The sequence below is a fragment of the Paenibacillus sp. NPDC101420 genome, assembly GCF_050277435.1.
Lineage (GTDB): Bacteria > Bacillota > Bacilli > Paenibacillales > Paenibacillaceae > Paenibacillus_AQ.
This window is the reverse complement of the sequence record NZ_JBNNSE010000001.1, coordinates 280,640-306,168: the sequence shown is the minus strand read 5'-3', so window position 1 is coordinate 306,168 and position 25,529 is coordinate 280,640. Positions and strand designations below refer to the sequence as shown.

At 40.1% G+C, this 25,529-nt stretch carries 32 protein-coding genes and 1 pseudogene; 29 read left to right on the top strand and 4 right to left on the bottom strand.

What is annotated here, in order from left to right; genetic code table 11:
- Positions 1–103 precede the first annotated feature (103 nt).
- The 6 genes and pseudogenes from ACQKMP_RS01335 to ACQKMP_RS01310 all read left to right on the top strand — a co-directional run bounded on the left by ACQKMP_RS01335 (position 104) and on the right by ACQKMP_RS01310 (position 6,150).
- Positions 104–979, top strand: a complete 876-nt coding sequence (locus ACQKMP_RS01335; protein WP_427468690.1) for a LysR family transcriptional regulator — start codon at positions 104–106, stop codon at positions 977–979.
- Positions 980–1,089: 110 nt separating this feature from the next.
- On the top strand, positions 1,090–2,190 hold the full coding sequence (locus ACQKMP_RS01330; protein ID WP_427469198.1) for a LacI family DNA-binding transcriptional regulator: 1,101 nt from the start codon (positions 1,090–1,092) through the stop codon (positions 2,188–2,190).
- A gap of 1 nt (position 2,191) precedes the next feature.
- Positions 2,192–3,352, top strand: a complete 1,161-nt coding sequence (locus tag ACQKMP_RS01325; RefSeq protein WP_427468689.1) for a Gfo/Idh/MocA family protein — start codon at positions 2,192–2,194, stop codon at positions 3,350–3,352.
- A 49-nt stretch (positions 3,353–3,401) separates the two neighbouring features.
- Positions 3,402–4,124, top strand: coding sequence for a ThuA domain-containing protein (locus tag ACQKMP_RS01320; protein ID WP_427468688.1), 723 nt, complete (start codon positions 3,402–3,404; stop codon positions 4,122–4,124).
- A gap of 20 nt (positions 4,125–4,144) precedes the next feature.
- Positions 4,145–5,247 (top strand): annotated as a pseudogene (locus ACQKMP_RS01315) (Gfo/Idh/MocA family protein).
- A gap of 75 nt (positions 5,248–5,322) precedes the next feature.
- Positions 5,323–6,150 carry a hypothetical protein gene (locus tag ACQKMP_RS01310; RefSeq protein WP_341125331.1) on the top strand — a complete coding sequence of 276 codons (828 nt, stop codon included), beginning with the start codon at positions 5,323–5,325 and terminating at the stop codon, positions 6,148–6,150.
- 64 nt (positions 6,151–6,214) lie between these two features.
- On the opposite strand, the gene ACQKMP_RS01305 is transcribed toward ACQKMP_RS01310, so the two are convergent.
- Positions 6,215–7,099: an AraC family transcriptional regulator gene (locus tag ACQKMP_RS01305; protein ID WP_341125330.1), complete on the bottom strand. Its 885-nt coding sequence runs from the start codon at positions 7,097–7,099 to the stop codon at positions 6,215–6,217.
- Between the two features lie 123 nt (positions 7,100–7,222).
- On the opposite strand from ACQKMP_RS01305, the gene ACQKMP_RS01300 reads away from it, so the two are divergent.
- The 4 genes from ACQKMP_RS01300 to ACQKMP_RS01285 all read left to right on the top strand — a co-directional run bounded on the left by ACQKMP_RS01300 (position 7,223) and on the right by ACQKMP_RS01285 (position 10,447).
- The gene (locus tag ACQKMP_RS01300) at positions 7,223–8,110 is read left to right on the top strand and encodes a sugar phosphate isomerase/epimerase family protein (protein WP_042127341.1); all 888 of its coding nucleotides are present in this window, start codon (positions 7,223–7,225) and stop codon (positions 8,108–8,110) included.
- A gap of 18 nt (positions 8,111–8,128) precedes the next feature.
- Positions 8,129–9,175 carry a Gfo/Idh/MocA family oxidoreductase gene (locus ACQKMP_RS01295; protein ID WP_341126763.1) on the top strand — a complete coding sequence of 349 codons (1,047 nt, stop codon included), beginning with the start codon at positions 8,129–8,131 and terminating at the stop codon, positions 9,173–9,175.
- Positions 9,176–9,253: 78 nt separating this feature from the next.
- Positions 9,254–9,949 carry an HAD-IA family hydrolase gene (locus tag ACQKMP_RS01290; RefSeq protein ID WP_341125328.1) on the top strand — a complete coding sequence of 232 codons (696 nt, stop codon included), beginning with the start codon at positions 9,254–9,256 and terminating at the stop codon, positions 9,947–9,949.
- Between the two features lie 24 nt (positions 9,950–9,973).
- Positions 9,974–10,447 (top strand): GNAT family N-acetyltransferase, encoded by a 474-nt coding sequence (locus ACQKMP_RS01285; protein ID WP_341125327.1) that lies wholly within the window; start codon positions 9,974–9,976, stop codon positions 10,445–10,447.
- Between the two features lie 71 nt (positions 10,448–10,518).
- Here the strand turns inward: ACQKMP_RS01285 and ACQKMP_RS01280 are convergent, their stop codons facing one another.
- Both ACQKMP_RS01280 and ACQKMP_RS01275 read right to left on the bottom strand, forming a co-directional pair.
- Positions 10,519–11,277 carry a hypothetical protein gene (locus ACQKMP_RS01280; RefSeq protein WP_341125326.1) on the bottom strand — a complete coding sequence of 253 codons (759 nt, stop codon included), beginning with the start codon at positions 11,275–11,277 and terminating at the stop codon, positions 10,519–10,521.
- Between the two features lie 97 nt (positions 11,278–11,374).
- Positions 11,375–11,869 (bottom strand): hypothetical protein, encoded by a 495-nt coding sequence (locus tag ACQKMP_RS01275; RefSeq protein WP_341125325.1) that lies wholly within the window; start codon positions 11,867–11,869, stop codon positions 11,375–11,377.
- Positions 11,870–12,016: 147 nt separating this feature from the next.
- Here ACQKMP_RS01275 and ACQKMP_RS01270 point away from each other — a divergent pair, with 147 nt between their 5' ends.
- The 15 genes from ACQKMP_RS01270 (at position 12,017) to ACQKMP_RS01200 (ending at position 21,559) form a co-directional block, all read left to right on the top strand.
- Entirely contained in the window at positions 12,017–13,003 is a 987-nt protein-coding gene (locus ACQKMP_RS01270) for a phosphotransferase enzyme family protein (RefSeq protein ID WP_427468687.1), read from the top strand.
- Positions 13,000–13,761 (top strand): class I SAM-dependent methyltransferase, encoded by a 762-nt coding sequence (locus ACQKMP_RS01265; RefSeq protein ID WP_427468686.1) that lies wholly within the window; start codon positions 13,000–13,002, stop codon positions 13,759–13,761. The genes ACQKMP_RS01270 and ACQKMP_RS01265 overlap by 4 nt, the downstream gene beginning before the upstream one ends.
- Positions 13,762–13,772: 11 nt before the next feature.
- Complete coding sequence (locus ACQKMP_RS01260; RefSeq protein ID WP_042187839.1) at positions 13,773–14,408, top strand: pyridoxamine 5'-phosphate oxidase family protein; 636 nt, start codon at positions 13,773–13,775, stop codon at positions 14,406–14,408.
- A 20-nt stretch (positions 14,409–14,428) separates the two neighbouring features.
- A complete protein-coding gene (locus tag ACQKMP_RS01255; RefSeq protein WP_339247809.1) occupies positions 14,429–15,286 on the top strand; it encodes a S66 peptidase family protein in 858 nt (285 codons plus the stop codon).
- A gap of 69 nt (positions 15,287–15,355) precedes the next feature.
- Positions 15,356–15,883, top strand: a complete 528-nt coding sequence (locus tag ACQKMP_RS01250; protein ID WP_427469197.1) for a ClbS/DfsB family four-helix bundle protein — start codon at positions 15,356–15,358, stop codon at positions 15,881–15,883.
- A gap of 159 nt (positions 15,884–16,042) precedes the next feature.
- Positions 16,043–16,555 (top strand): TlpA family protein disulfide reductase, encoded by a 513-nt coding sequence (locus tag ACQKMP_RS01245; protein WP_427468685.1) that lies wholly within the window; start codon positions 16,043–16,045, stop codon positions 16,553–16,555.
- A gap of 22 nt (positions 16,556–16,577) precedes the next feature.
- Positions 16,578–17,294 carry a hypothetical protein gene (locus tag ACQKMP_RS01240; RefSeq protein WP_427468684.1) on the top strand — a complete coding sequence of 239 codons (717 nt, stop codon included), beginning with the start codon at positions 16,578–16,580 and terminating at the stop codon, positions 17,292–17,294.
- Positions 17,295–17,305: 11 nt separating this feature from the next.
- Positions 17,306–17,743 carry an LPXTG cell wall anchor domain-containing protein gene (locus ACQKMP_RS01235; RefSeq protein ID WP_427468683.1) on the top strand — a complete coding sequence of 146 codons (438 nt, stop codon included), beginning with the start codon at positions 17,306–17,308 and terminating at the stop codon, positions 17,741–17,743.
- Complete coding sequence (locus ACQKMP_RS01230; RefSeq protein WP_427468682.1) at positions 17,710–18,093, top strand: hypothetical protein; 384 nt, start codon at positions 17,710–17,712, stop codon at positions 18,091–18,093. The genes ACQKMP_RS01235 and ACQKMP_RS01230 overlap by 34 nt, the downstream gene beginning before the upstream one ends.
- A gap of 34 nt (positions 18,094–18,127) precedes the next feature.
- Positions 18,128–18,601 carry a hypothetical protein gene (locus ACQKMP_RS01225; protein WP_427468681.1) on the top strand — a complete coding sequence of 158 codons (474 nt, stop codon included), beginning with the start codon at positions 18,128–18,130 and terminating at the stop codon, positions 18,599–18,601.
- Positions 18,602–18,731: 130 nt separating this feature from the next.
- Entirely contained in the window at positions 18,732–18,863 is a 132-nt protein-coding gene (locus tag ACQKMP_RS01220) for a hypothetical protein (RefSeq protein WP_427468680.1), read from the top strand.
- A 3-nt stretch (positions 18,864–18,866) separates the two neighbouring features.
- Positions 18,867–19,403, top strand: coding sequence for a serine hydrolase domain-containing protein (locus ACQKMP_RS01215; protein ID WP_427469196.1), 537 nt, complete (start codon positions 18,867–18,869; stop codon positions 19,401–19,403).
- A gap of 10 nt (positions 19,404–19,413) precedes the next feature.
- A complete protein-coding gene (locus ACQKMP_RS01210; protein WP_379421723.1) occupies positions 19,414–20,154 on the top strand; it encodes a DUF5071 domain-containing protein in 741 nt (246 codons plus the stop codon).
- Positions 20,155–20,197: 43 nt separating this feature from the next.
- Complete coding sequence (locus ACQKMP_RS01205) at positions 20,198–21,091, top strand: PhzF family phenazine biosynthesis isomerase (protein ID WP_427468679.1); 894 nt, start codon at positions 20,198–20,200, stop codon at positions 21,089–21,091.
- A 252-nt stretch (positions 21,092–21,343) separates the two neighbouring features.
- Complete coding sequence (locus ACQKMP_RS01200) at positions 21,344–21,559, top strand: sulfurtransferase TusA family protein (RefSeq protein WP_042187842.1); 216 nt, start codon at positions 21,344–21,346, stop codon at positions 21,557–21,559.
- 2 nt (positions 21,560–21,561) lie between these two features.
- Here ACQKMP_RS01200 and ACQKMP_RS01195 read toward each other — a convergent pair whose 3' ends face one another.
- Positions 21,562–22,446, bottom strand: coding sequence for a LysR family transcriptional regulator (locus ACQKMP_RS01195; protein WP_427468678.1), 885 nt, complete (start codon positions 22,444–22,446; stop codon positions 21,562–21,564).
- A gap of 174 nt (positions 22,447–22,620) precedes the next feature.
- On the opposite strand from ACQKMP_RS01195, the gene ACQKMP_RS01190 reads away from it, so the two are divergent.
- From ACQKMP_RS01190 to ACQKMP_RS01175, 4 genes are all read left to right on the top strand, one after another.
- Positions 22,621–23,310 (top strand): YeeE/YedE thiosulfate transporter family protein, encoded by a 690-nt coding sequence (locus ACQKMP_RS01190; RefSeq protein ID WP_427468677.1) that lies wholly within the window; start codon positions 22,621–22,623, stop codon positions 23,308–23,310.
- A gap of 65 nt (positions 23,311–23,375) precedes the next feature.
- On the top strand, positions 23,376–23,603 hold the full coding sequence (locus ACQKMP_RS01185) for a sulfurtransferase TusA family protein (RefSeq protein WP_036678256.1): 228 nt from the start codon (positions 23,376–23,378) through the stop codon (positions 23,601–23,603).
- A gap of 22 nt (positions 23,604–23,625) precedes the next feature.
- Complete coding sequence (locus ACQKMP_RS01180) at positions 23,626–24,186, top strand: YeeE/YedE thiosulfate transporter family protein (RefSeq protein ID WP_313642117.1); 561 nt, start codon at positions 23,626–23,628, stop codon at positions 24,184–24,186.
- An 82-nt stretch (positions 24,187–24,268) separates the two neighbouring features.
- Positions 24,269–25,489: an FAD-dependent oxidoreductase gene (locus tag ACQKMP_RS01175; protein ID WP_427468676.1), complete on the top strand. Its 1,221-nt coding sequence runs from the start codon at positions 24,269–24,271 to the stop codon at positions 25,487–25,489.
- The last annotated feature ends 40 nt before the right edge of the window (positions 25,490–25,529 follow it).

Here is a 25,529-nt window from a genome sequence, read left to right as displayed (position 1 = left end):
AATTCAATTTAGTATAATACGGCTCTATACATAAGGTAACTGAATGTTTATCATAGGATACATGAGTAAAACTTATGTAAATTTAAAAGGTGAGGGATAGAGGTTGAGCATCAATAAGTATGAGATTTTTCTAAAAGTTGTAGAGCTAGGTAGCTTAACAAAAGCAGCAGATGTACTGGGCTTTACGCAATCTGGAATTAGCCACACGATTAGTAGCTTGGAGATGGAATTTGGTTTCACGTTATTAATTAGAAATAGATCTGGCGTTAAATTGACGGTAAACGGGGAGCAAGTACTACAGCCTATCCGTGAAATTCTGAAGTGGAATGAAAAATTGAAGCAGGAAGTAGCAGATATACATGGGCTAGAGGTTGGGACCATTACCATCGGTACATTCACGAGTGTATCCGTGCATTGGCTGCCAGGAATGATTAAGCAATTTCGCAGTGAGTACCCCTATATCGAAATCAGGTTGATGGAAGGTGGTTATTTAGAGGTTGAGCAATGGATCGAGGCTGGAGTGGTTGACTGTGGTTTTATTTCTCTGCCTACGCGTGAGAAGTTCGAAGTGATTCCCTTAAAAAAGGACCGGATGTTAGGAATCGTATCCAAAGAAAATCCGCTTAGTGCAGAACCTTTTCTCTCCTTATCCCAAATTGCTAAAGAGGATTTCATCATCCCGAAGGCAGGTTCAGATTATGATGTAAGGCGTGTACTGGCTAAGGCGGGCATCAAACCGAATATTAAGTTCTCAGCAGGTGATGATTATGCCATTATGGCCATGGTGGAGAAGGGACTTGGAATTAGTATTTTGCCAGAGCTTGTATTAACCCGTCAGAATTATAATGTAACGATGCTTGAATTGGAAGAACGTAGTTTCAGATCACTTGGAATCGCTGTACATTCTATGAAATACGCCTCTCCCGCCACTAAAAAGTTCCTAAAGCATGTACAAGCGTGGTTGATGGGGCATCCCTGAACCTTAAGAATACACCGTTTAGAATGAGCAAAACCCCTGATTAATTTAGGGGTTTTATTATGAATGAATATCCAAAATCAGGGTTGACGAGGGACTTTGTTCATGAGAGAATGTACGCGCGTACATTTATTGAATGCGCTTTCGTAGGAGGGGTTTTTATCGCCAGCCGTAAAGAGGTTGCCGAGCTTGCCGGAGTCTCAGAAGCCACAGTCTCCCGCGTGTTAAACAACGTAGGCCCGCTCAAGGAAGAAACGAAGGAACGTGTGTTGGCAGCTGCGCTCAAGCTGGGATATACCCCTAGTTCACTCGCGCAGAGCTTTGCTCGTAGAAGAAGTGGGCACCTTGGTGTAGTAATGCCTTATTTGCCAAATGCACGCTTGTTCTCCACTTATTATTTTTCAGAAATATTAAGTGGAATTGGGAGTAAGGCGCGAGAAGAGGGTTATGATCTGTTAATGCTGTTTCGAAATGCCGAAGAGCCTATGGACTATAACGAATTGTTTAAGATGCGGAAGATTGATGCTTGTATTGTACTCGGTGCCAAAGAGGATCCAGGTGAGCTAGCCTCACTTCGACGTTTGAAGGAGGAAGGTCATCCGTTTTGCCTGATTAATCAGCATTTTGAAGGAGAGGCTTTTCACGAGGTGGATGCTGATCATGTCGAAGGAAGCTGGCAAGCGGTCAGGCACTTACTGGATCAGGGCTTTACGAGGATTGCCTTTCTAAACGGGCCAGCATCTTATTCGAACAGCCGAGATCGTTTAACTGGTTATTTGCGCGCTTTGGAGGAGTCTAACCTTCCTTTAGATGAATCACTTCTATTCGAAGGTAACTTCAGTCGTAAAAGCGGTGCTATTGCTGCCAAGAAGATGTTGCCTCTGCTGAATGAGATTGATGCCATTGTAGCGGCCAATGATCGAATGGCCATTGGATTGCAGCAAGGCCTACAGGAACTAGGCATCCCAAGAGATCGCATCCCAGCCATGGTGGGTTATGATGATTCAGATGCTGCTGAGCTTACTACACCAGCCTTAAGCAGTGTGCGTGTTCCCTTTTATGAGCTAGGAGAAATTGCTGTATCTAAGGTATTAGAATTGCACGGGAATAGTCGCTCAGAAATATCACCCCCCTCCCAAATCATCCAGATTAAATTACCGACTGAACTAGTAATACGAGCTTCATCTAAATCTAAGAAATCTGAGGAGGAATAAGATGAAACAGCTTCGCATTGGAATGATCGGTTATAAATTTATGGGTAAGGCGCACAGTAATGCTTACCGCAGTTTGCCAATGTTTTTCCCGAAAGCGCTTAAACCTGAGATGTCTGTGATTTGTGGACGGAATGCTGAAGCGCTTGCAGAGGCTGGCACTCAATTAGGATGGTCGGATTGTGTTACGGATTGGAAAGATCTAATCGCTCGTGAGGATATCGATCTTATTGATATAAATGCCCCTAGTAATGCACATAAGGAGATTGCTCTGGCAGCAGCCAAAGCTGGTAAACATATTTTTTGTGAAAAACCACTCGCACTGACCTTGGCGGATTCCCGTGAAATGCTGCAAGCCGCTGAAGATGCAGGGGTTACACATATGGTTGGTTTTAATTATCGCTTTTCACCGGCGGTTAGACTTGCTAAGAAGCTAGTAGAGAGCGGGCGGCTTGGGAAGATCTATCATTTTCGGGCTTGGTTTCTACAAGACTGGATTATTGATCCGGAGTTCCCGTTAGTGTGGAGATTGCAGAAGGAGATTGCGGGTTCAGGCTCACATGGTGACTTGGGTGCGCATCTCATTGATCTGGCACATTTCTTAGTAGGTGATGTGAAGGAAGTAATCGGTATGAGTGAGACCTTCATTAAAGAACGTCCACTTGCTGCTGAAATGACCGGATTAAGTGCCAAAGGGGATAAGGATGCTCCTAAGGGCAAGGTAACTGTAGATGATGCCACATTGTTTTTAGCCCGTTTTGATAACGGTGCCTTAGGTAGTTTTGAAGCTACAAGATTCGCAGCAGGTCATCGCTCTACCAATTCTTTTGAGATCAACGGAAGCCTTGGCAGTGTGAAATTTGATTTCGAGCGAATGAATGAACTCGAGGTTTATTTAACCTCAGATGCTGAGGATGTACAGGGCTTTCGGCGTGTGCTGGCAACGGACCCTGCTCATGAATATGCGGAGGCTTGGTGGCCGCCGGGTCATACGATTGGTTTTGAACATACGTTTATTCACGAAATGTTGGAGCTTTCTAACGCGATTGAAGAAGGACGTCAGCCTGTACCTAATTTCCATGATGGAGTGAAATGCCAAGCTGTGTTAGAAGCGGTAGAACGCTCTATTGAACAGCGCCGGTGGGTCGATATCTCTGAGATGTAATCAACAAAAATGCGTGTTTGAACAATCTCTATTAGAAGGAGTGCGAAAGATGAGAAAAGCATTGATAGTATGGGGCGGTTGGGATGGTCATGAGCCTGAACAGGTAGCTGATATATTCGCTAAAGTACTGCAAGAGGAACAATTTGAAGTTGAGGTATCGAATACACTTGAGGCTTTTGCCGATGCGGAGAAGCTTCTTGAACTAGATTTGATCGTTCCGGTATGGACGATGGGTACAATCGAACAGAATCTTGTGAATAATGTCTCGGCAGCTGTTCAGAACGGAACGGGTCTTGCGGGTTGCCATGGCGGGATGTGTGATTCTTTCCGAAATAATGTGGATTGGCAGTTTATGACCGGGGGGCAATGGGTAGCTCATCCCGGCAATGATGGTGTGAACTACACCGTAGAGATTTGCCAAAGCTCAAGTCCTCTCGTAGAAGGATTAGAAGACTTCACCGTTTGTTCAGAGCAATATTATCTGCATGTAGATCCAGCTGTAGAAGTACTTGCAACGACTCGTTTTCCAGTTGTTGAAGGCCCACATTCTTTCAACAAAGCCGTGGATATGCCAGTAGCCTGGACCAAACGGTGGGGTCATGGCAGAGTGTATTATAATTCACTCGGACATCATGCCGATATTGTAGCTATGCCACAGGTAAAGGAAATGATGCGCAGAGGACTGCTATGGGCTGCCGAGGGTAAAGTTCGCGCACAATCCCAAATTTCAGCGGTTAGTAGTAGCTATAGCGGAATGGCAGACAGTCAATAATCTCTGGGAGCGATCAACGAATGGATAAAGTCAAAGTAGGAATTATCGGATGCGGTAAAATCAGTAGCATATATATGGAGAACTGTCAGAAGTTCGAGATTCTTGATCTAGTTGCATGTGCGGACTTGGACTTGGAGAGAGCGAAGGAACAAGCCGATAAATACAATATTCCAAGCGTTTACACCACAGAGCAATTACTGAATGATCCGGAGATAGAGATCGTTATCAACCTGACGATTCCAGCTGTTCATGCGGATGTATGCCTGAAAGCTATCGAAGCGGGTAAACATGTGTATGTTGAGAAGCCACTTGCTGTGACGAGAGAAGAAGGACGCCAAGTTCTGTCAGCGGCTCGAGAAAAGGGCGTACTAGTAGGCAGCGCACCGGAAACATTCTTTGGATCGGGCATCCAAACCGTATTGAAATGATCGATGAGGGTGTAATTGGTCAGCCCGTTGCAGCCACCTCGTTTATGATGGGTCGTGGACATGAACATTGGCATCCAGATCCTGAATTCTACTATGCTGCTGGAGGAGGTCCAATGTTCGATATGGGACCATACTATTTGACTGCATTGGTGCAGTTATTGGGTCCAATTCGTACGGTTAGCGGGATGACTGGAAAAGCACTAGAAGAACGTACGATTACAAGTGAGAAGAAATCGGGTAATAAAATTCCTGTTCAAATTCCAACTCACGTTGCCGGAACATTAAGATTTGAGAAGGGTGCCATTGCAACGTTGATTACAAGCTTTGATATCTTTGGCGGAAGTAATCTGCCGCATATAGAAATCTATGGAACACTTGGAACGATACAGGTTCCAGATCCAAATAACTTTGGAGGTCCAGTGAAGTACCGCCTAATGGGTGAGAATGACTGGACGGAACAGCCGCTACTACCTGGATATGATCAGAACACACGGGGGATTGGTCCAGCGGATATGGCTTATGCCATTCGGACGGGAAGAAAGCACCGTGCCAGTGGAGAATTGGCTTATCATGTACTAGAAGCGATGTGGGCATTTCATGATTCTTCAGATGCTCATTCATTCTACGAAATGAAGAGTACCTGCACCCGTCCTGAAGCTCTTCCGATTGGACTCGCTCCTTACACATTAGATTAGAGAATTCATTCTGAATCTGCAACCTATCACTTCCAATCTCCGTTTGAGAAGATAAAGAGTGAGGGAGTGACAAGGATGCGTAAGAGGCTTGGTGGCTGGATATGGATTTCAGTTGTTATTCTTTTCATAATTGGTTGTTCAGAAGATCAACAATCGAATAAGGAGCCGGCCCCAGCTACTGCAATTACTGCAACTCCAGATATCTTGCCTACTGCGAGCGCTGGAATAGAAGATCCTAGAGCTGAAAAAGTACTTTACTCCAGTGATCCTGAAGCGATTAAAGCTTTCCTATCCGCTCAGAAGATTCCTAACGGAGATATCTATCTACAGGATAATAAGATTCATATCAATATAGTGGGTTTGAACTCGCAGATTGAGCAGCGGTTTGCTCAGACTTTCGCGGCAGGTACTTATGAGCTCCATGATGTTAAATATTCGATGCAAGAGTTATTAGCTGCACAAGAGCTTTTGCATAAACAAGAACTCTATCAGAAGCTTAATCTATACGGTTCCGGTGTGGACACGATTGGTAATAAAGTAACGATCACAATTCCATCTGATTATGCTGACACGGCCATACTTGAGATAGAAAAATGGATCGCTCCGGATATGTTGACCTACGACATTTCAGAGCTAGGCGAACCACATGTAATAGGTCAAATCGTAGATATCGATACCAAACAGGCGAAGCGGATTCTCATCCTTGAACCTGGCATGGAAGATCCCTCTTACTGGTTCTCATTCAATCAGAAGTCAACAATGTTTAATGAAGCTGGAGAATCGATTAGCTTTAAGGATTTGAAGGTTGGCCAGCAGGTTGAGCTATGGAGTACCGGTATGGTGGATGAATCTTTTCCCGCGCTTGCAAGTGTGCGGAGGTTACAGCTTAATGCTACGGAATAATCCAATAGCCAGCACCGTTTGGGAGAGGCAAACGGTGCTATTTTTCGTGAATAGAGAGAATCGCCTATTTTCGAACCCCTGAAGGGGTAATCCCTTTATACTGCTTGTACAGCTTGGTAAAATAATTGGGATTGTCGCAGCCGACTCTTCCTGCAATCTCAGTCACTGTAAAATTGGTCTCGAGAAGCAATCGCTCTGCTTCATTTACTCGGCAAAGATTAACATAATCGATGAAGGTTCGACCTGTTAGCCTCTTAAAGGTTTTGCAGAAATGATATGGATTTAGATTTACGGATCTTGCGGCGCTTTCTACGGTCATTTTGTCATCGAAATGGTTCTCCATATACTCTAGTAGTGGCTTAAAACGTTCGCGATTAAAGGAGTGCCGCTCATTCGTTCTACCGGATACTTGTTCAGGTAGAAAGGTGCGAGAGAGCAGCACAAAGAGTAAATGCAGTTGATTCTTGATGACCAGTTGAAAAGCAGGTCCCTTCTGAAGTACTTCATCAACGATGGTATCCAGAAGAGAAAAATATGTGGAGCAGGTCGGAACAAGCTCTGCAGGTTTGACCGGCAGCTGATAACGATTCTCTAAATAAGGGATTACAAACTGCTCATGCTGAGGATCCTGCTTCCAATCCTTAAATAAAGAACTATGGAATACGACGGAGATAAAACGAACATGATCATCCCGCAGACTGTACCCAACATGCAATCCTCCAGAGGGAACAAACAATACCTCTCCGGCATGCAGTTCATAGGGCTTGCTGTCTATGTGAAAAATGGCGCTGCCTTCTTGCATAATGATGATTTCGAAATGCTCGTGCCAGTGTAAATACAGGATATTCTGACCGATCTTTGCGTTCTTGCATTCATTAAAAAATAATCGGAATGGATACGTTTTTTCTTCTAATTGAGGATATTCTTTAAGATCATTAGGGTAACTCATAAATCACTCAACTCCCACAAGATACGACTATATAAACACAAGATAATAAGAGTTTTAAGCTCAGAAGCAGTATATACTCGGGTTATAGCACTTACTATAAACCAATATTGGAGTGGTCACAAGATGAAGGATACAATGCGAATTGGAACATTAGTAGGCGGCGGCGACGCTGTAAGAGTGATTCCACAAATTGTAGGACATGGATTTGAATCTTTTAGCTTAACCTTCTGGCAAACAACAGGGGAAACAGATCTCGTGGAAACTGGAAAGCGTGTGCAAGAGCTTGCAGCAGAACATGACTTCGTGATCTCATCTGTTGGGATCTTCGGCAATCCTTTGACGAATACTGGTGATAATTCCGATGCAATCGCGAGCTGGGAGCGACTGATTGATCATGCTCATTTGTTCGGAACGGATATGGTATCAGGTTTTACAGGAAGGTTACCAGGGGTATCCATTGATGAATCTATTCCGAAGTTCACCGAGGTGTTTGGAGAGTTGTCCAAAAGAGCAGCGGATCGCGGTTTGCGAATTGCTTTCGAGAACTGTTCCATGGGTGGAGACTGGGGATCAGGTGACTGGAATATTGCTCACAATCCATTAGCTTGGGAGAAGATGTTCAATGCTGTGCCTGCTGATAATATAGGACTCGAATGGGAGCCATGTCATCAGATGGTCCAATTGATTGATCCGATTCCGCAGCTTCGTAAATGGACAGATAAGATCTTCCATGTACATGGTAAGGATGCCACCATCGCTTGGGATATCGTAAAAGAATATGGAATTCATGGCCCCAATCCTTATGTATGGCACCGTACTCCCGGCTTTGGAGATACGAACTGGACTGATGTTATTTCTATTTTGCGTCAGGCAGGTTATAAAGGTACGATTGATATTGAAGGCTGGCATGATCCTGTTTATCGGGATGAGCTGGAAATGATGGGACAAGTACATGCTTTAAATTATTTAAAACAATGCCGGGGCGGTAGCTTTGTACCTAATCCGCTGTAACCGTAGAGGGGGAGAATGATGACAGCACAGTACCGTGTAGCGGTTGCAGGTTGCGGAGGAATGGCTAACGCCTGGATTGAATACGCTTTATCACGTTCAGATACTCAGATTGTTGCTCTTGTAGATATACGATTGGAGTCAGCACAAGCGATGGCGGCAAAGCATGAGATTTCCTGTCTAACGTTTACTGACATTAAAGAAGCGATTCAGGCGACTGGAGCTAATCTTGTGTTTGACGTTACAGTTCCGGGAAGCCATTACAGCATTTCTAGCACTGCATTAGCACTCGGATGTAATGTGTTTAGTGAGAAACCACTGGCCGAGACTATGGAAGAGTGCACTAAGATTGTTGAGATCTCAGAAAGAACCGGAAATGCCCATTCTGTGATGCAAAATCGCCGATATGATCCGCGTATTCGTTCTTTACGCAACTTAATCGAGTCTGACACCATTGGTAGAGTAGGATACATCAGTTCTAGCTTTTTCCTCGGCGCTCATTTCGGAGGGTTCCGTGATGTCATGGAAAGTCCTCTGCTGCTGGATATGGCGATTCATACCTTTGATCAGGCCCGATTTATTAGTGGAGCCAATCCGATTTCCGTTTACTGTCAGGAGTTTAATCCTCCCGGATCATGGTATAAGGGGAATGCGTCGGCAGTGTGTATCTTTGAGATGTCGGACGGATCTGTATTTACTTATCAGGGGTCTTGGTGTGCAGAAGGTGCCTCTACCTCTTGGGAAGCAGCTTGGCGTCTGAATGGGGAAAAAGGAACTGCGATTTGGGATGGTCATGACATGCCATATGCAGAGGTAGTCGTAGCAGGAGATCAGAGTGATAAATTTATTCGTGATGTTGAGCGTGTAAATGGAGAAGCTGTTGATATGGACAAAACCTTCCATCAAGGATGTTTGGAGGAAATGTTCCTGTCCCTAGCAGAAGAGCGTTCAGCAGAGACGAATTGTAGAGATAATCGGTATAGTATGGCAATGGTATTTGGAGCGCTGGAAAGTGCTAAAACAGGTCAGAAAATTGATCTAGTAGAGTTCATGAGTACCTCAGAGTGATCAAAATCTTTTGTTAATTTTATCCAAACTTTAATGTTCATGTTATGATAGATAAGAACATTATTCGGGGAGGATATTATGTACAAAGCCATTATATTTGATCTAGATAATACATTAATAAATTATAGTACTTGTGAAATCGAAGCGATGAAAAGAACCTGTAACGATCATAATCTCTTCGTAGAAGATATTGAGGCGTGGTCTTTATTTTATGGAGAGTTTTCCGGTCATAATTTTCGCCATTGGATGAACTTTGTGGGTGGTGGTGAGGTGAAGACTATAGGAGAGGTATTGAGGTATTCTTTTAGAGACACTCTTAAACAGGAGGAACTTTTTCATAGCAAACTGTCAGATACTTATTGGGATTATTTTTGCAATTCCTGTTATTTTGAAGAAGGAGCGGAACAGATCTTAACTTCATTTAAAGATAAGTATGCTCTGGGGATTATCACCAATGGGATCAGTGAGGCACAAAGAAAAAGACTGCAAGCCGGTAAGATCTATGAAATATTCAAATCCATAATGATCTCTGATGAGGTAGGCATCCGAAAACCTGATAAAAGGATTTTTGAAATGTCTTTAATAGAACTACAGCTAAGCAATCATGAAGTGCTGTTCGTTGGGGATTCTTTACAAGATGATTACCATGGTGCTGTGAATTCTGACATTGACTTCTGCTATTACAATCGCCAGAATATAGAGGTTCCTAAAGACCTCAAGCCTAACTATATGATTAGTTCTCTTCTGGAGCTTAAAGATGTAGTGGGGTTGTAGCAATGCCAGCAAGGAGAACAAGTAATGGAAATTAGAGCTTATCAAGAATCGGATATTAGTCAGCTTATCTCATTGTTCTATGAGACAGTTCATTTCGTAAACAAACAAGACTATTCACAAGAACAGCTTAATGCTTGGGCACCTAAAGAGGAAAAGACCCTCAAACTTGATGCTTGGAGCACTTCTTTACATCAAAATATTACTTATGTAGCCGAAATTAACGGGTACATAGTTGGCTTTTCGGATATGACGTTGGAAGGACATTTGGATCGTCTTTATGTCCACAAAGATTTCCAAGGCCAAGGCGTAGCCTCTGCTCTCGTGAACAAGCTTGAAATGAAGGCGAGAGAGCTTGGTCTTCATGAAATGGATACCGAAGCAAGTATTACAGCTAGACCCTTTTTTGAACAACAGGGATACCAGCTTATGATGAAACAAAGTGTAGAACGAAAAGGAGTACTGTTAGTTAATTATCGGATGAGTAAAAAGCTAATTTAATCAAAAAAGCAGATTGCTATGGTGAGCAGTCTGCTTTTTTTATCTAATGAAGGAGGATCAATCAACAAGCTTTATTTGGATGAAGAATAACGATTTATAAAATTAGCGATTCCATTTGGAACGAATTTGTTAACTTCATTATTAAACAGGTCTGTATAGTTTGCAGTGATAACTTTACTTGGTACTAACGTCAAGTTTGAAAAATATTGCTTATACGCCTTATCATAGGCGGATTTATTCACTTCTTTTTGATTTACATAATAGCTTGGCAAATCATCCGTTTTTTCTTGATCTGGAATGTCGGCCAAGAATATCTCTTTGTCATTAAATTTGGTTCCTTGGATACTAATCTCATAAACCTGCAAATTAGAATTGTACGAACCACTGCCATCTACAAAAGCGATATAACGTAATGTTCCATCTTTTTTGTTCTTATAGAGATGCAGGCCACGATTTTCATCGCGCGGTAGAAATCCACCCATACCTACATTAAATATACCCTCTGAAATATCCTTCAGTTTTCCTTGATAATTGAATGGAATGACTTTTCCATTTTGGACGGTTAGAGCAATGTTGATGGGCTGAATGAATCGTAAAGAATACCCCTGTATAAGTTCAGGAGTACCATCAAAGTTCAAATCTACTAAAGTGAAATAATTGAAGTCACCGTCATAAGACCTATCTCTAGTAGCATCCATTAACGTTTTCTTGATATACTCAGAGTAAAGTGTCTTCCATGATTTTGCAGTTGCTTCTTTTGCTGACGCAGTAATTGGAATGCTCCCCAATAATAAAAGTAATGTTACTATGATCCATGCAGTTCGTTTCATGACTCATTAGCTCCTTATCATATTACTATGTACTGGAAATTAATATTACTATTGTTAGACAATATGTTCCAGTAATAATATGGTATATGAAGGGTGTTTAGTTATAAATCAATTTCATTAAAGCCTCCGAGTCAAAACGATCTCCTTGCACTAACCATTGACCATCCACATCAAACATAGTCAGTATTCCCTCCAAAGGGACACGTTTACTTTCTTTGTCATCCTTATCCAACAAAACAAGATCACAAGTATATTTTAACTCAACAATATTTTTCTTTTGTTCGGAAAGGGTGAACTTTAGATTATCTGGTTTTAAAGAAAGCTTTTGTTTATTAGCGATTTGAAAAGGGATAGTTGTGATTCGGCTTCCTATAGCTTTTTCGGTATAGTATTCAGTAAAGTACGGTTTCATTTCTTCATTTCGGGCTAGAATGGATTCCTCAGAAAATAAATCATCAGAAACCTTAATGGTATATTCAACATTTTTGTACTTCTCAGCGGCTTTAGTGGCATCATCCACTTCTGAACTACAGCCCATAATTAACGTTAGGGATAATAAAATCATACTCAAGATCAATGGTGATTTACGCATTCGAACACCTCCATGTAATTGATTCTGTATTATTATACTTATATTACCATACATTGGTTTCACAGCTTCAAGAAGAAAATGATTCAACTCCCTAAATATGGTATGGTGTAAATATTACTATCAAAAACCTAAAGGGATGGGATACACTTGAATTTTTTTCCTATTACATACTCACTGTTGGCAACAGACGCATTATTATTACATATTAAAGAGCATTATGAGATTCCAGAACCAGTACAGCTGCAGTATTTTCTTAGAGGCATGAACGATACATACATCTTAGAAACGGCATTGGAAAAATACATCTTTCGTGTTTATCGTGCGGATAGACGGAGTAGATCGGAGATTGATTTTGAATTAGAATTGTTGAACGATTTGCACGAAAAAGGTGTAAACGTCTCCATTCCTATTCCTCGAAAAGATGGGATCATATTTAATGAATTTTTGGTGCCTGAGGGTGTGAAGTATGGCGTTATGTTTAGTTTTGCTGTAGGAAATGAAAAGCCTATTCATGCGGTAGAAGACAGCTATTTATTTGGTCAGTCAGTTGCACAAATTCACACAGCTACGGACAACTTTAAGAGTGCACATGTAAGAGGTAAGCTTGATTTTGAACATTTAATTGAGAAACCGCTTCATACGATCAAACAGCATATGAACCATCGACAAGAGGATTATCAATTCCTGTATGACCTGGCCATACAATTAAAAGCACAGATTGAAGTACAGCTGGAAGCGGGGCTCGACTGGGGCATCTGCCATGGCGATTTGCATGGGAATACGAATGTGACTTTCACGGACGAAGGGAAATTAACTCATTATGATTTCGATATTTGTGGTTACGGATGGAGAGCCTATGATATCGCAGAGTTTAGATTGGCAAGAGAGATTCATAGTGGCCATGATAAAGATGAAGTAGAACGGTTATGGGCAGCATTTTTAAATGGATATAAAAGTTTAAGAGATCTCAGTGACAATGATATTAGTGCTGTTCCTATGTTCGTTGCGCTTAGACAGCTTTGGTTATTTGCTTTATGTTTCAGTGAAGGTGAGCTTATCGGTGCAGCTGACTTTGACAATGGATTTATCGACAGTAAAATGGATTATTTCAGAAATTTAGAGGTGATTAAATGAATGATAAATTGGGCAGTAAAGAAGCCATAATAAGATGGGATAAATACGCAGAACTAATCTCAACTTCGTACGGCGAAAACGGGGATATCCATCGAGAAATTTTTTTGAATCCAGCTTTATTCAGTCTCATGGGTTCTGTTGAAAATAAGAAGGTGCTAGATGCAGGCTGTGGTGAAGGATATTTAAGCAGAATGTTAGCTAAGGCAGGTGCCTCAGTCACTGGCGTTGATTACTCGCAGAACATGATAACGATAGCCAAGAGTAAATCACCAGAGGAATTAAAGATAAACTTCCATCATGGCAATTGTGAAGATCTCAGCTTTCTCCAGAATGAGAGTTATGATCTCATTGTTTCTAACATGGTGATTCATGACTTATCTGATTATGAGACAGCGATTCATGAAATGTATCGGTTGTTAGTTGATGGTGGGACGTTTATATTCTCAATTCCACATCCTTGCTTTGTAACCCCTGGTAGCGGATGGGTGAAGTCGGATACTGGTGAGAAGCTTTATTGGAAAGTAGATAATTATTTTTACGAGGGCACTTATAATCAGATCTTCCCTATAGATCAAGAGGAAAAGTTTCTGATTTTTCATAGGACGTTATCCAGTTATGTAAATACGATTGTACGGGCTGGCTTTCAAATTGAAGAAATGATCGAGCCGAAGCCCTCTGCTGAAATGCTTGCGAAGTATCCGTCTTTTGAAGAGGATTTTCGTTGCAGCGATTTTTTGGTTTTTAAACTGCGAAAGTAGGAGGGAGAAAGATGAACCATAACATTTTCAAAGAAGTTATAGACTCTGAAGAAGAGTTAAGGTCAATGTATGGGTATCCCAGTGAATTGGTAAACAACAAGAGTATAACCTTCATCGATCATCATTGCCGAGATTATATATCCAAATCACCGTTACTCTTTATAGCAACAAGTGATTCAGCTGGCAATTGTGATGTATCTCCGCGTGGGGATGCTGCAGGTTTTGTATATGTGTTAGACGACAAACATTTAGTGATTCCTGAGCGACCTGGTAATCGACGGTTTGATTCTTTGCGCAACATCCTTTTAAATTCAAAAGTGGGTTTGATATTTATTATTCCCGGTCTTGAAGAAACCTTAAGAATAAATGGACATGCAAGGATTATCAAAGATCAAGAAATAATGGTTCATATGGAGGCTCAAGGTAAACTGCCGAAATTGGGCATTGCCGTTGAAGTGGAAGAGTGTTATATGCATTGCGCTAAAGCTTTTAAAAGATCACATCTATGGGATGATACGTATTGGCCATTGAAAGCAGAGCTGCCTAAACCCTCAGTAATCATTGCAGAACATGCAAAAGAGCTTGGGATTTCTCAAGAGGATGTATCAAAGGGATTAAAGGATAGCTATGAGAATCGGTTATATTAGAAATGAAAGGATTAACTAAGATGAGCAAAGCTTTAAAACTCACTCCAGGGAATAAAGTAGGACTTATCGCTTGTTCTGATGGTGTGAGAGTGGAGAACCTGCCTAAAGTAGAAGAATTAATTAGAATTCTGAACTCGGTTGGTCTAGAGGTAGCGATGTCTAACACCTTGTTTAGAAGAGATGGTTATTTCAGTGGCAATCCTAAGGAAAGAGCAACGGAGTTGAATCGTCTATTTAATAATGATGAAATTCTTGCGATTTTTGATATTTCAGGTGGGGATTCCGCGAACCAGATCTTGGAATATCTCGACTACGATAATATTCGATTGCATCCGAAGCCTTTTTTCGGAATGAGTGACTTGTCCGTTATTTTGAACGCTTTACATACACAAAGTAATTCGAAATCCTATCACTATCAGTTGATGAATCTCGTATCTTCTGATGGGGCGGAGCAGCAAGCTGCTTTCTATCGAACATTTTTCGAAGGACATAACGATCTTTACGATTTCGACTTTCATTGGGTCCGTGGGAACCAGATGAGTGGGATTGTAATTGGCGGCAATATTCGATGTTTTATGAAGCTGGCAGGAACAAGTTATTTTCCAGACCCTTCGAACAAGATTTTATTCTTAGAGAGTTTAAGTGGCAGAGCTAACAAAATCGTCTCCTTATTTGCTCAGCTTCAGCAAGCTAGAACTTTTGATAAATGTGCTGGAGTGATTCTTGGGTCGTTTACTGAGCTTGAGAGCTATAATGAATTTTCAATCGTAGAAGCGTACTTGAAGGAAATCAGCGGGATTCCTATCGTGAAGACGGACGAGATCGGGCATGGTAGTGACAGTAAGTGTATTGTTGTGGGTGAGAATATTACTTTATAAGAGCTAAAGGTGGATGATTGGTTTTCAAGGTGATTTATGTTGATAAGAGAGGAGTCAGAGAGAGTTATGATGTCCACACACGACTACCCATCTAAAGAGGTATTGAAAAATGCTATACATACTGCCTATCTATCTCTCGATCTTGAATTTGAGGGCATTGAGAATGCTCAAAAAGACACTCGTATGGAAGGCGTCGATCGTACTCCAGCAGAAATCCTTGCCTATCAATTGGGCTGGTTGAATCTTGTGATGAAATGGGATAAGGATGAAAAAGCAGGGATAACCGTTATTACACCTTCACCAGATTATAAATGGAATCAGCTTGGCGGATTATATCAATCGTTTTATCATACATATGCCACCTACTCATTAGACGAGTTAAGATCTTTATTTCAAGAGACAGAACATCAGTGGCAGAGCTGGATTGATTCTTTAAGTGATGAAGAACTTTTTACGCAAGGCGTGCGGAAATGGACAGGATACAATCCAAGATGGCCAATGGTCAAATGGATTCATATTAATTCCGTTGCACCGTTCAAGACTTTTCGTTCGAAGATTCGTAAGTGGAAAAGGCTTAATTGTATTAGCTCAATATAATAACCGCAGACCAAGCCATTGTCTAAGAGAAGAAATCTCTGAAGCAGAGGCTTTTTTCATATACATAGAAGGAATTTTGATTGGCATGATGTGGAGGAGATGGGATTAGTGGAAGAGAATGTATACTAGTCCCGAAAAAAGATGAAAAGGGTGGATCTTTTGAGAAAAAGCATCACAATAATCAGTTCACTTATATTATGTATTGCATTAAGCACTATCATTTATATCGTGGTAAACAATAATACTAAACCCACAGTTAGTCCAGAGAACATTGAATTAAAGGAGCTAATAAATTCGGATGTAACACAAATCAAATTTTCGGAAAAACCAACGGTATTAGTATTTTTCACCTCTTGGTGTCCGTATTGTAATGAAGATGCTCCAAAGATTGTTTCTTTGTATGAAAAATATAAGGATAAAGTGAACATCTACGGCATTAATCCAATTTATCGTGATGATGTTTCAGAAGTTGAACAGTATGTTAAGAAATACAAAATTGATTATCCCGTACTTCTAGATGAAACAGGAGCTTTCTATAAACATTATGGGGAACCAGGTTTTCCTACATTGTACTTTATAGATTCTGAAGGGGAAGTGCTTGATCAAATTATAGGCTCATCTGATCTTGAGGTTATTGAGAGTTCGATAAATATTCTTATAGAGTATTTTTGATAATCTAAAAGGAGCTACTGGTATGATAAAAAAAAGGAAAAAGACATTCATCATCGCCGCATTCCTATCCATCTTTATAATGTTACTAATAGCTAGCTATATGTTAAATCCTCAACCCGTTCATGCGATGATGGTAGACTTTTCTAGTATGGAGGAACAGGATGAACAAGTTTATCTAGAACCTGACATCTCTGAGAATATTGAGTATTTGATTATAAACAATCTCGAACAATCGAAAGAAAGAATTTCAGAGATCTTTGACGGATTACATTCTACTCCAACCATGCTATTTGTTCAATCTCCTCAAGCCCTGAAGAAGTATGCTCAAAAGAATCGAACGGGACAGACTTATTATACATATTGGGGGCATTACATCGTTATTGGTCCTGATGGATTTAATGAAGATGTAATAGCTCATGAACTGCTGCATAGTGAATTAAGAACGAGATTAAAGAATAAGGACAAGGTACCTGTATGGTTTGATGAAGGGTTAGCAACCGTAGTTGATCATAGATATATAAGAAATGAAAATTTAAGCTTAGATCATATTAATGACTTAAGTAGTAGAGATGCTTTTTATGAACCCTCACAAGTAAAAGAAAATTATGAGATCGCCCATTCAGAAGTTACTAGATGGTTTGGGATCGTAGGAAAATCTGGCTTAGCAGAACTTATTGAAGGATTAAATAAAGGTGGAGCATTTAATGAACTGTATAAAGCAATAGAATCTCGTAGATAGAGGAGGTTGTAATGAAGAAGTTTATTATTGTAATTCTAGCCATTGTTGCTTTAATGCCAATGCGCTCAATGAATGCGGACTGGGCTTATTCTTTTGTTGTTTACTCAGGTGATATTTATGAAATATCCGACGACGATCTCATCCCATCGAATGACATTGACAAGAAGATAGGGCAAGTAACACGATATTCAGACCACGAAGGAACGTATAGCGGGAACTTTTCAAATATTTACCCTAAGGGCACGCCATATTATTCAATAAAGAATATCGATCCAAAAGAAATCATTGCCATTAAGACCCACGAAGCTGAATTTGTCAAAGCTATTAATAAAGGTCAATATGCCAATGGTCAATTGGAAAGTAAAACGATCTGGATTTCTATACTAGGGTCTTTAATTATTGTGTTATTAATAATATGGATAATGAAACGAAAGAAATCAATGGTGTAGAAAGGATTGGTGAAATGGGACTAAAAGAAGTTTACCATTTGCCTGATGGAATAATTACTTTAGGGAAAATGAAATCTGTTACTTTGATTACGATACTATTTTATACGGGAATCATCGGAACCATATATTTTGCATTCCAGTTTGGAAAGTATATAGCCATATCCAATGCTGTTATGAAGACGATAGTATTTGATCAGGGGTATAACCAAGTTGTAACCAATAATTATATACTTGGATTTTTTGCTGGAGTTATGTGTTTTATTGTTCTTCTTGTCATTTGGAAAGTAGCTTGTGAGCTTTTATTAATGATTTTCAATGCGCTAAGTATTTATGTAAATCGTAAAGGATAGCTGGTGTCTTCAACTAAATAGTGGATGTGAATTTATGGATAGAAAAAACATCAGGTGTAGAGATGTCGGTGCCTATGCACATGCTTTAACACGTGGAAAAGAATATGTAGTCGAAAATACAGATGAAAATAAATTCAGGGTTGTTGGAGATCACGGAAGAAAAGTTTGGATTTCAAAAGACTATTTTTGTTCAACAAAAGAAAATATCTTACTCCTGCAGAAATGGAACTTTGATCAAGATATTGAAAGCGAACTTTTTGTAGAAGTGACGCTAACTTTTAATGATGGTTCTGAACGATGGTGTACTCTTACGACGCCGGAAAATTTAGTCCAATATTTTAGTAATAATTGTATGGAGCCCCCAGGATTATATATGAAGCATTTGATCATCATGAAGGCCATGAATAAAGAAGACGTTGAAGCAACCTTCAGATATTTAGATAGCCAAAATGAACTTGTAGGATTAACCATCCCTCTAAATGAAATCTTGTTCGAAAATGACGTTTGACTCATGTGTAAATCATTCACTCTGATCTCAAATCCATGTTCATTGCTGTAATATCCTTTAAACTGTTCATTTGAAAAGACAACTATAACTGTATTCTACTGAGATAGTGTACAGGAGGAATGGCTAATCCATGACAGCCAAAAGAATTCAAACCATTGAAAAGATCTTTATGGCGCTGGTAAAGAAGCTGAAGCCACATTTTGCACCTCGAACAAAGAGAAAAGCATACTATGCCGATATTAACTTTAATATGCTTGGTTAACTTATTGAGAAGACAACAAATACAACATTAGCGGAAGCATATAAGAAATACATATTTGAACCACTAGCACTCGAGAGTACATATCTCCCTGAACATGGAAATGATTTTATACCGAATATCTATTATAAGGATAAATCTATTTATCGACCCAAAGTAATTAGAAGTAGCCGTGCGAGTGAGGGCTGTATCAGTACTGCTCGTGAATTAATGATATTTATGAAGGCTTTCTTTGGAGGCAAGCTATTCAATAAAAAGATATTTGAAAAACTACTGGTATCTAATAAACTTCAAGCATCAATGGGACCTATCTATTATGGCAGTGGCAGTGGCAGTGGCAGTGGCTATATGAGAATTCCTTTGGATGGGTTGATTACGCTTTTTATGGGCAAGGGTGAGTTAATGGGGCATTCTGGATCAACAGGGTCTTTTGCTTTTTATTACCCGGTTAAAGATTTATTTATGGTGGGGGATTTGAACCAGATGGGAAATGCTGCACTACCGATTAGGTTATCCATGAAGCTTGCAATGATGACGAAATGATGATGAGAAGGTGGATGTAATAGAAAACATATCGAGTTTAATCGAAAAGTTATCATGGAATCTATCCGAAGAAGAAAAGAAAGATGCAATTAATAAGCTACAATACATAAAGGATGAAGATTTGCATTTATTAGTACAACCTATATCAAAAGACTATTGGGATGGAGCGGCTGAAACAGTCATACGTTTAGGATATCCACGTGTGAAAAGCATATTGTCGGGTTTACTTGAATGGATACAAGATATAAATTGGCCAGGTGCGGGGGAAATAGCTGTTTTTTTACTTGAAATAGGGGATCCGATGATTCCATATGTAAAAGATGTACTAAATCAACACAGTGATGATGAAGAATGGGTGTACAGGATTTTTAATGATTTAATTGATCATTGGAATACGGTACAAATCCTACAGATACAAGCAGAATTAATTAAGATTTCACAGGAAAAAGCCAATGATCTTTCGGCATTAAGAATCTTATTAACTCACGGTATATACGCAAAAGATGTGGTCTGTGAAATAATCCAGCGCAAAAAAGATGTCCTTGTATTTGAACTCAAGGAACTTCATGATACTCATCCTGAAATTGATTGTGAAGCTCTTTATAAAGAATTCTTCAATCAGCAGCCTAATGTAATTAAACAGTTTCATGAGCACAATAAAGAACGTTTTTATATATGTAATTCGATATCAAAGCGCCAAGAAGTTTTAAGAGAAATAGAAATCTTTACAGCTGAGTTTCTCACTTCGTGAAGTTATCAGGCGTTACTGAAATAAATTTAAAGGAGACTTATCAGTGAACAACATCAAAGTGCTTCATTATGATGCTTTTTCTTCTTATCCGAACAAAGGGAATCCTGCGGGAGTAGTGTTAGAAGCTGATCATTTAAGCGAAAGTGATATGCAATCAATAGCTCATAAGGTCGGATTTAACGAAACAGTTTTTGTAGTCCCATCAGATGTAGCTGATTTAAGGCTTAAGTATTTTACGCCAGGCCATGAGATCAATCTTTGTGGACATGCTACAATGGCATCTTTATTTGCTTTAAAAACAAAGGGTATTCTTGGAGAGGCTAGCTCGATAAAGATCGAAACAAACGTGGGTGTGCTACCCATCCAATTCAGTATGGACAACAATAATCACTTACTAATAAAAATGAAGCAAGATCAACCGAAGTTTATTGAATTTAACGGCGATAGAGCGAAGCTTGCACACGCCATAGGTTTAACCCTTGACGAGATAGAAGAGGATCTGCCTATTGTTTATGGCTGTACTGGCGCATGGACTCTATTAGTCCCGATTAAGAGAATAGATAGCTTTAATAAAATGAAACCGACAAACTCGTTGTTTCCGGAGATTTTAACGCAGGTTCCAAAAGCATCTGTACACCCATTTTCACTCCAAACGCTTGATCCGCACGCTTTAATGCATGCCAGACATTTCTCATCGCCTTTTTCGGGAACCGTTGAAGATCCAGTAACAGGTACAGCATCGGGAGTCATGGGGGTTTATTATTTAAAATATATTGATCCGCATTTGGACTCGATCCAATTTGATGTAGAACAAGGACAAGAAATCGGTAGAGATGGGAAAGTAAATGTAGAAGTGTATCGATTAGATTCTGATAGAATGGATGTGTTTATTTCTGGAACTGCGGTATTTGTGGGGGCTGTAGATTTATGGAGATGATAAAATATACTCATCTTGGAGTGTATGAAGTCTTAGTGAAGAACGATAAAGTATTACTAATTAAGAAAGCAAGATGTTTCATTGTTAGATGTGAACTTTGAGCTTAAGACCGATGGAGACGGACAAGACTCTGATGGGGCACAGTGGATAGAAATCAAACAACTAAACAACCTTGCTTTAACCCCTTTTGTGAAGAAAATAATGCTGGGTCATTATTAGAACTTTAATGATCTAAGGAATGGAGGCAGCTTCATGATTGAAATTGATTGTTTGGGTGAAATCTGCCCAGTACCAGTAATGATGTTAAAAAAACATCAAAAAGCCATTCAGAAGGGTGAAAAGGTAATGCTAGTTACTGATCATAGCTGCGCAAAAGTTTCTATCACGGATTACTGTCGTGGTTCAAATCTAAAATGTTCCATTCAAGAAGTGATTAATGGAGTATGGGAAATTACGATTGAGGTTTAGGCTCAACACAAAGTATCTATTAAAGTCTTTTCAATATATCGAACTAATTGTTTCGTATCGTTGTCACAGCGCTGATTTTGTTTCTTTATCATGTAGACATCGTTATTGACCTGGAACTGATCAATAGGAATGATCTTGAGTTGTTTACTATACAACTCTTTTTTTATGGACATATAAGGGAGAAAGGCGAGACCATGTCCTCTAATGGCAGCAAGCTTTACCGCCTCAAGAGAGTCTAGATTAAAGAGTATATTTAATTTAAGCTCGCCCACTGACACGGCATTCAAAGCTCTTTGCACACAATGAAGCTGTGAGGACCAGATTAAAGGATAATTGGGGAGCTCAGTCAATGTGATTTTATCAGGGCAAACGGTCGTATTGCTTGCCACCAACATAACTTGATCTGAAAATACCATATGTGAGCTTAATTCGGATTTTGGAGAGGGACCGGAAATAAACCCGATATCACCTTCTTCAAGAAGTAATCGTTCTTCTACTAAGGAGGATGCCCCTTCATTTAAAGTGATATGGCAATTGGGAAAATGTTTTTTCACCTCATACAAGGTACAAGGGAGAGCATAATTACATACCTCCGGAATCGCATAAATGGACAGCTCGTGTTGTGTTGGCTGTAAATGATTGATTTCTGTGATCATATCATCATACAATTTACAGATTTGCTCCACGTACTTCTCCGCAATAATCCCTGCTTCGGTTAGGCTAGCGCCTTTATTACTTCTCACAAAAAGTTCAGAACCCAGGGTATTCTCCCATGATTTCAACTGCTGACTAAGTGCGGATTGGGTGATATGAGATTTCTGAGCGGCTTTAGATATACTTTTTAACGAAGCGATATCTAAAAACAATTTAAGCGTTTCCATATTCATACTTATTCCTCCTGTTGCCCGCTGTTAGTGCACACTATAGCATACTTGATTACGCTCCATCTGTGCCATTAGTAACACTTATACAGCATAAAGAAAGCAGATAACCACAGCTCAAATAAGTATGTTACTATTTTCACATAGTCAATTACATAAAAACGATGGAGGTGTTAGACTATGGGGCAAACCGTAAGTCCCGAAACGAGATCAACCCGAACCAGAGCTACTAGAAAACCTAAAAAGAGTCAGTTGCCCATCGCGTTGCTGGTCACAGCTCTCATTATTGGGTTTGGTTTTTTCCTAGACCATTCCCACGATAAAATGGTTGTCTACCTGCTTTTCGGTATTTCGTTTGGCGTTATTTTACAAAGATCACGTTTCTGCTTTACTGCATCACTTAGAGATCCTTGTATTACAGGCAGCACATCAGTTACAAGAGCGGTTCTGATTGCTTTTTCCCTTGCAACCATCGGATTTACAGCGATTAAGTATCCAGCGTTCCTGGAAGGTAAACCGATTCCTGGGATGGACAATGTGGGTCAGATCAGCTTAGCTTTGATCATTGGTGCTGTATTATTCGGAATTGGCATGGTTATCGCGGGTGGATGCGCTTCGGGTACATTGATGCGTGTAGGTGAAGGATTCACGATGCAGATGCTTTCACTTGTGTTTTTTGTCATTGGTTCACTTTGGGGATCACATGATATGGGTTGGTGGAGAGCTAACGTTATAAAGGATGCACCAACTGTATTTTTACCAGATGTATTCGGTTGGCTTGGAGCACTGGTTGTTCAGTTCCTGATTATTCTTCTGTTATACATTGCAGCTGTTAAATGGCAAGAGAAAAAGATGGGAAGCGCAGATTAGTTTAGATTATTACGTGAATATTTTCACTATTGTTATTCCAAAAAAATATAAAGGTGGTTTTTAAAATGGCTGAATTTACACTTGATTGCATGGGAGAAGCTTGTCCGGTTCCGTTAATGAGAACAGAAAAGAAGATGACTGAACTAAATGTTGGAGACGTTCTAGTTGTTGCTATTGATCATAGCTGCGCAATGAAAAACGTACCAGAATGGGCGAGAAAACAGGGACATAATGTGGAAATCGAAGAGGTCGATGATGGTGAGTGGGAAGTTGTTATTGAGAAGGTAAAATAGGATCGCTAAGTAGGAAAGGGCGGTGAATGAAACGGTGAATGAATTCTGGTTGAAGATATCGTCTAACCGCTTTTACAAGCGCTTGCTCAAAGAACCGTTTACTTATGTAACTGGAGCTGTACTTCTCGCTGTATTCGCTACAGCACATCTGGCTGTTTTCTCTAAAGGATGGGGAGTAACCAGCGCTTTTGCAGATTGGGGAGCTTGGTTGTATCGATTAGCAGGCGGAAATGTAGATCAATGGGCATATTTTAGTTCGGAAAAAGCACAAAAAACATTATCTTCCGGATTTTTGAATGATGGTGGTTCGATTCGAAATGTAGGGATTATCTTAGGTGCTTTAGCAGCGACTTTGTTTGCTTCCGAATTCAAGCTGAAGAAAATTAAGTCCAAAAAGCAGGTTGTAGCAGCGGTACTTGGTGGATTACTCATGGGGTACGGAGCTAGACTGGCTAATGGATGTAATATTGGTGCATTGTTTACGGCTATAGCTTCTTTATCGCTTTCAGGATGGATATTTGGATTGTTCCTGCTGGTTGGCGCATTTATAGGCAGTAAATTATTAGCCAAATTCTTTATGTAAAAGTGAAATAGGCTGAGCTTGTTGCGCTGACGAGAGTCAGCCTATTTTATTAAGGCACAGACTCACAGGAGGGACAAACGGAATGGAAAAGAAGACAGAACAGTATGATGTCGTCATTATCGGTGGCGGGGCTGCTGGTTTAACAGCGGGAATCTATTGTGGACGTGCAAAATTAAAGACTCTCCTCTTGGAAAAATCACTGGTAGGTGGTCTTGCCACTTATACTAATGAAATAGAAAATTATCCTGGTTTTCCTGAAGGATCGACCGGTACAGACCTTATGGGACTATTTCATAAACAAGCTAAGAAATTTGGTGTGGATTTTAAAATGACAGATGTAAAATCTGTTTCGGTAGCGGAAGATATTAAGGTAGTGGAGACCTTTCGGGTTCGTTATAAGTGCAAGGTCATTATTATAGCCAGTGGGGGAAAACCAAGAATTACCGGGGCAGCAAATGAAGATATGTTCTTATATGATAAAGGAATTTCCTTCTGTGCAACCTGTGACGCTGCAGCAAATACGGGAAAGACGGTTATGGTTGTTGGCAGTGGTGATGCAGCTATTGAAGAAGGAATGTTTCTGACCAAGTTTGCAGATAAAGTAATCGTTTCTGTTATGCATGATCATGGGAAAATGGATTGTAATGAAATTGCTAAAACGCAAGCACTGGAAAACCCTAAGATGGAATTCATGTGGAATACGGTGGTAAGTTCTTTCGAAGGTGAGGAACGTTTGAAATCCGTCGTCCTGAAAAATTTAAAATCTAATGAGCTGCAAAACGTAAAGGTTGATTCATGTTTCTTATTTATTGGATATACCCCGAACACAGAAATTTTATCAGGTGTAGTTGAGTTGAATCGAAATGGATATGTCCTAGTCAATGAAAAAATGGAAACAAATATACCTGGTGTGTTCGCAGCAGGCGATGTATGTGATAAGTTCCTTAAGCAAGTGGCTACAGCTGTTGGCGATGGTGCCATTGCAGGGTATGGTGCAGAGAAGTATATCTCTGAATGTGAGACCTATGAGCATCAAATTCTAAATCAAGGAAAACCATCCGTTGTTTATTTATGGAATGCAACTGATCCTTCTTGCAGGGAGCTATTACCACTCTTTGAGGCGTTTGAACAATCCCATACTGAGATCAGGGTCACAAAGGTAGATGTATATAAGTCACCCGGACTTGCTGCCAAGCTGGGAATAGATTCAGTTCCTTCTATTGTTTATCTAGATGATGGAAAGATCCAAAGAGTAATTACAGACAAGATAAGTGATAACATATTGAATGCTCTAACGAATTGATGAAAAAGCCCTATGCAGATATCTCTGCATAGGGCTTTTT

Coding starts and splice junctions, on each gene's coding strand:
- ACQKMP_RS01280 (WP_341125326.1), bottom strand. CDS start 11,277: ATGAAACGAACTGCATGGATCATAGTAACATTACTTTTATTATTGGGG.
- ACQKMP_RS01230 (WP_427468682.1), top strand. CDS start 17,710: ATGGATAATGAAACGAAAGAAATCAATGGTGTAGAAAGGATTGGTGAA.
- ACQKMP_RS01195 (WP_427468678.1), bottom strand. CDS start 22,446: ATGAATATGGAAACGCTTAAATTGTTTTTAGATATCGCTTCGTTAAAA.
- ACQKMP_RS01240 (WP_427468684.1), top strand. CDS start 16,578: ATGATAAAAAAAAGGAAAAAGACATTCATCATCGCCGCATTCCTATCC.
- ACQKMP_RS01200 (WP_042187842.1), top strand. CDS start 21,344: ATGATTGAAATTGATTGTTTGGGTGAAATCTGCCCAGTACCAGTAATG.
- ACQKMP_RS01260 (WP_042187839.1), top strand. CDS start 13,773: ATGAACCATAACATTTTCAAAGAAGTTATAGACTCTGAAGAAGAGTTA.
- ACQKMP_RS01275 (WP_341125325.1), bottom strand. CDS start 11,869: ATGCGTAAATCACCATTGATCTTGAGTATGATTTTATTATCCCTAACG.
- ACQKMP_RS01235 (WP_427468683.1), top strand. CDS start 17,306: ATGAAGAAGTTTATTATTGTAATTCTAGCCATTGTTGCTTTAATGCCA.
- ACQKMP_RS01175 (WP_427468676.1), top strand. CDS start 24,269: ATGGAAAAGAAGACAGAACAGTATGATGTCGTCATTATCGGTGGCGGG.
- ACQKMP_RS01330 (WP_427469198.1), top strand. CDS start 1,090: ATGTACGCGCGTACATTTATTGAATGCGCTTTCGTAGGAGGGGTTTTT.
- ACQKMP_RS01250 (WP_427469197.1), top strand. CDS start 15,356: ATGTCCACACACGACTACCCATCTAAAGAGGTATTGAAAAATGCTATA.
- ACQKMP_RS01265 (WP_427468686.1), top strand. CDS start 13,000: ATGAATGATAAATTGGGCAGTAAAGAAGCCATAATAAGATGGGATAAA.
- ACQKMP_RS01295 (WP_341126763.1), top strand. CDS start 8,129: ATGACAGCACAGTACCGTGTAGCGGTTGCAGGTTGCGGAGGAATGGCT.
- ACQKMP_RS01305 (WP_341125330.1), bottom strand. CDS start 7,099: ATGAGTTACCCTAATGATCTTAAAGAATATCCTCAATTAGAAGAAAAA.
- ACQKMP_RS01310 (WP_341125331.1), top strand. CDS start 5,323: ATGCGTAAGAGGCTTGGTGGCTGGATATGGATTTCAGTTGTTATTCTT.
- ACQKMP_RS01325 (WP_427468689.1), top strand. CDS start 2,192: ATGAAACAGCTTCGCATTGGAATGATCGGTTATAAATTTATGGGTAAG.
- ACQKMP_RS01290 (WP_341125328.1), top strand. CDS start 9,254: ATGTACAAAGCCATTATATTTGATCTAGATAATACATTAATAAATTAT.
- ACQKMP_RS01285 (WP_341125327.1), top strand. CDS start 9,974: ATGGAAATTAGAGCTTATCAAGAATCGGATATTAGTCAGCTTATCTCA.
- ACQKMP_RS01225 (WP_427468681.1), top strand. CDS start 18,128: ATGGATAGAAAAAACATCAGGTGTAGAGATGTCGGTGCCTATGCACAT.
- ACQKMP_RS01255 (WP_339247809.1), top strand. CDS start 14,429: ATGAGCAAAGCTTTAAAACTCACTCCAGGGAATAAAGTAGGACTTATC.
- ACQKMP_RS01300 (WP_042127341.1), top strand. CDS start 7,223: ATGAAGGATACAATGCGAATTGGAACATTAGTAGGCGGCGGCGACGCT.
- ACQKMP_RS01320 (WP_427468688.1), top strand. CDS start 3,402: ATGAGAAAAGCATTGATAGTATGGGGCGGTTGGGATGGTCATGAGCCT.
- ACQKMP_RS01220 (WP_427468680.1), top strand. CDS start 18,732: ATGACAGCCAAAAGAATTCAAACCATTGAAAAGATCTTTATGGCGCTG.
- ACQKMP_RS01190 (WP_427468677.1), top strand. CDS start 22,621: ATGGGGCAAACCGTAAGTCCCGAAACGAGATCAACCCGAACCAGAGCT.
- ACQKMP_RS01185 (WP_036678256.1), top strand. CDS start 23,376: ATGGCTGAATTTACACTTGATTGCATGGGAGAAGCTTGTCCGGTTCCG.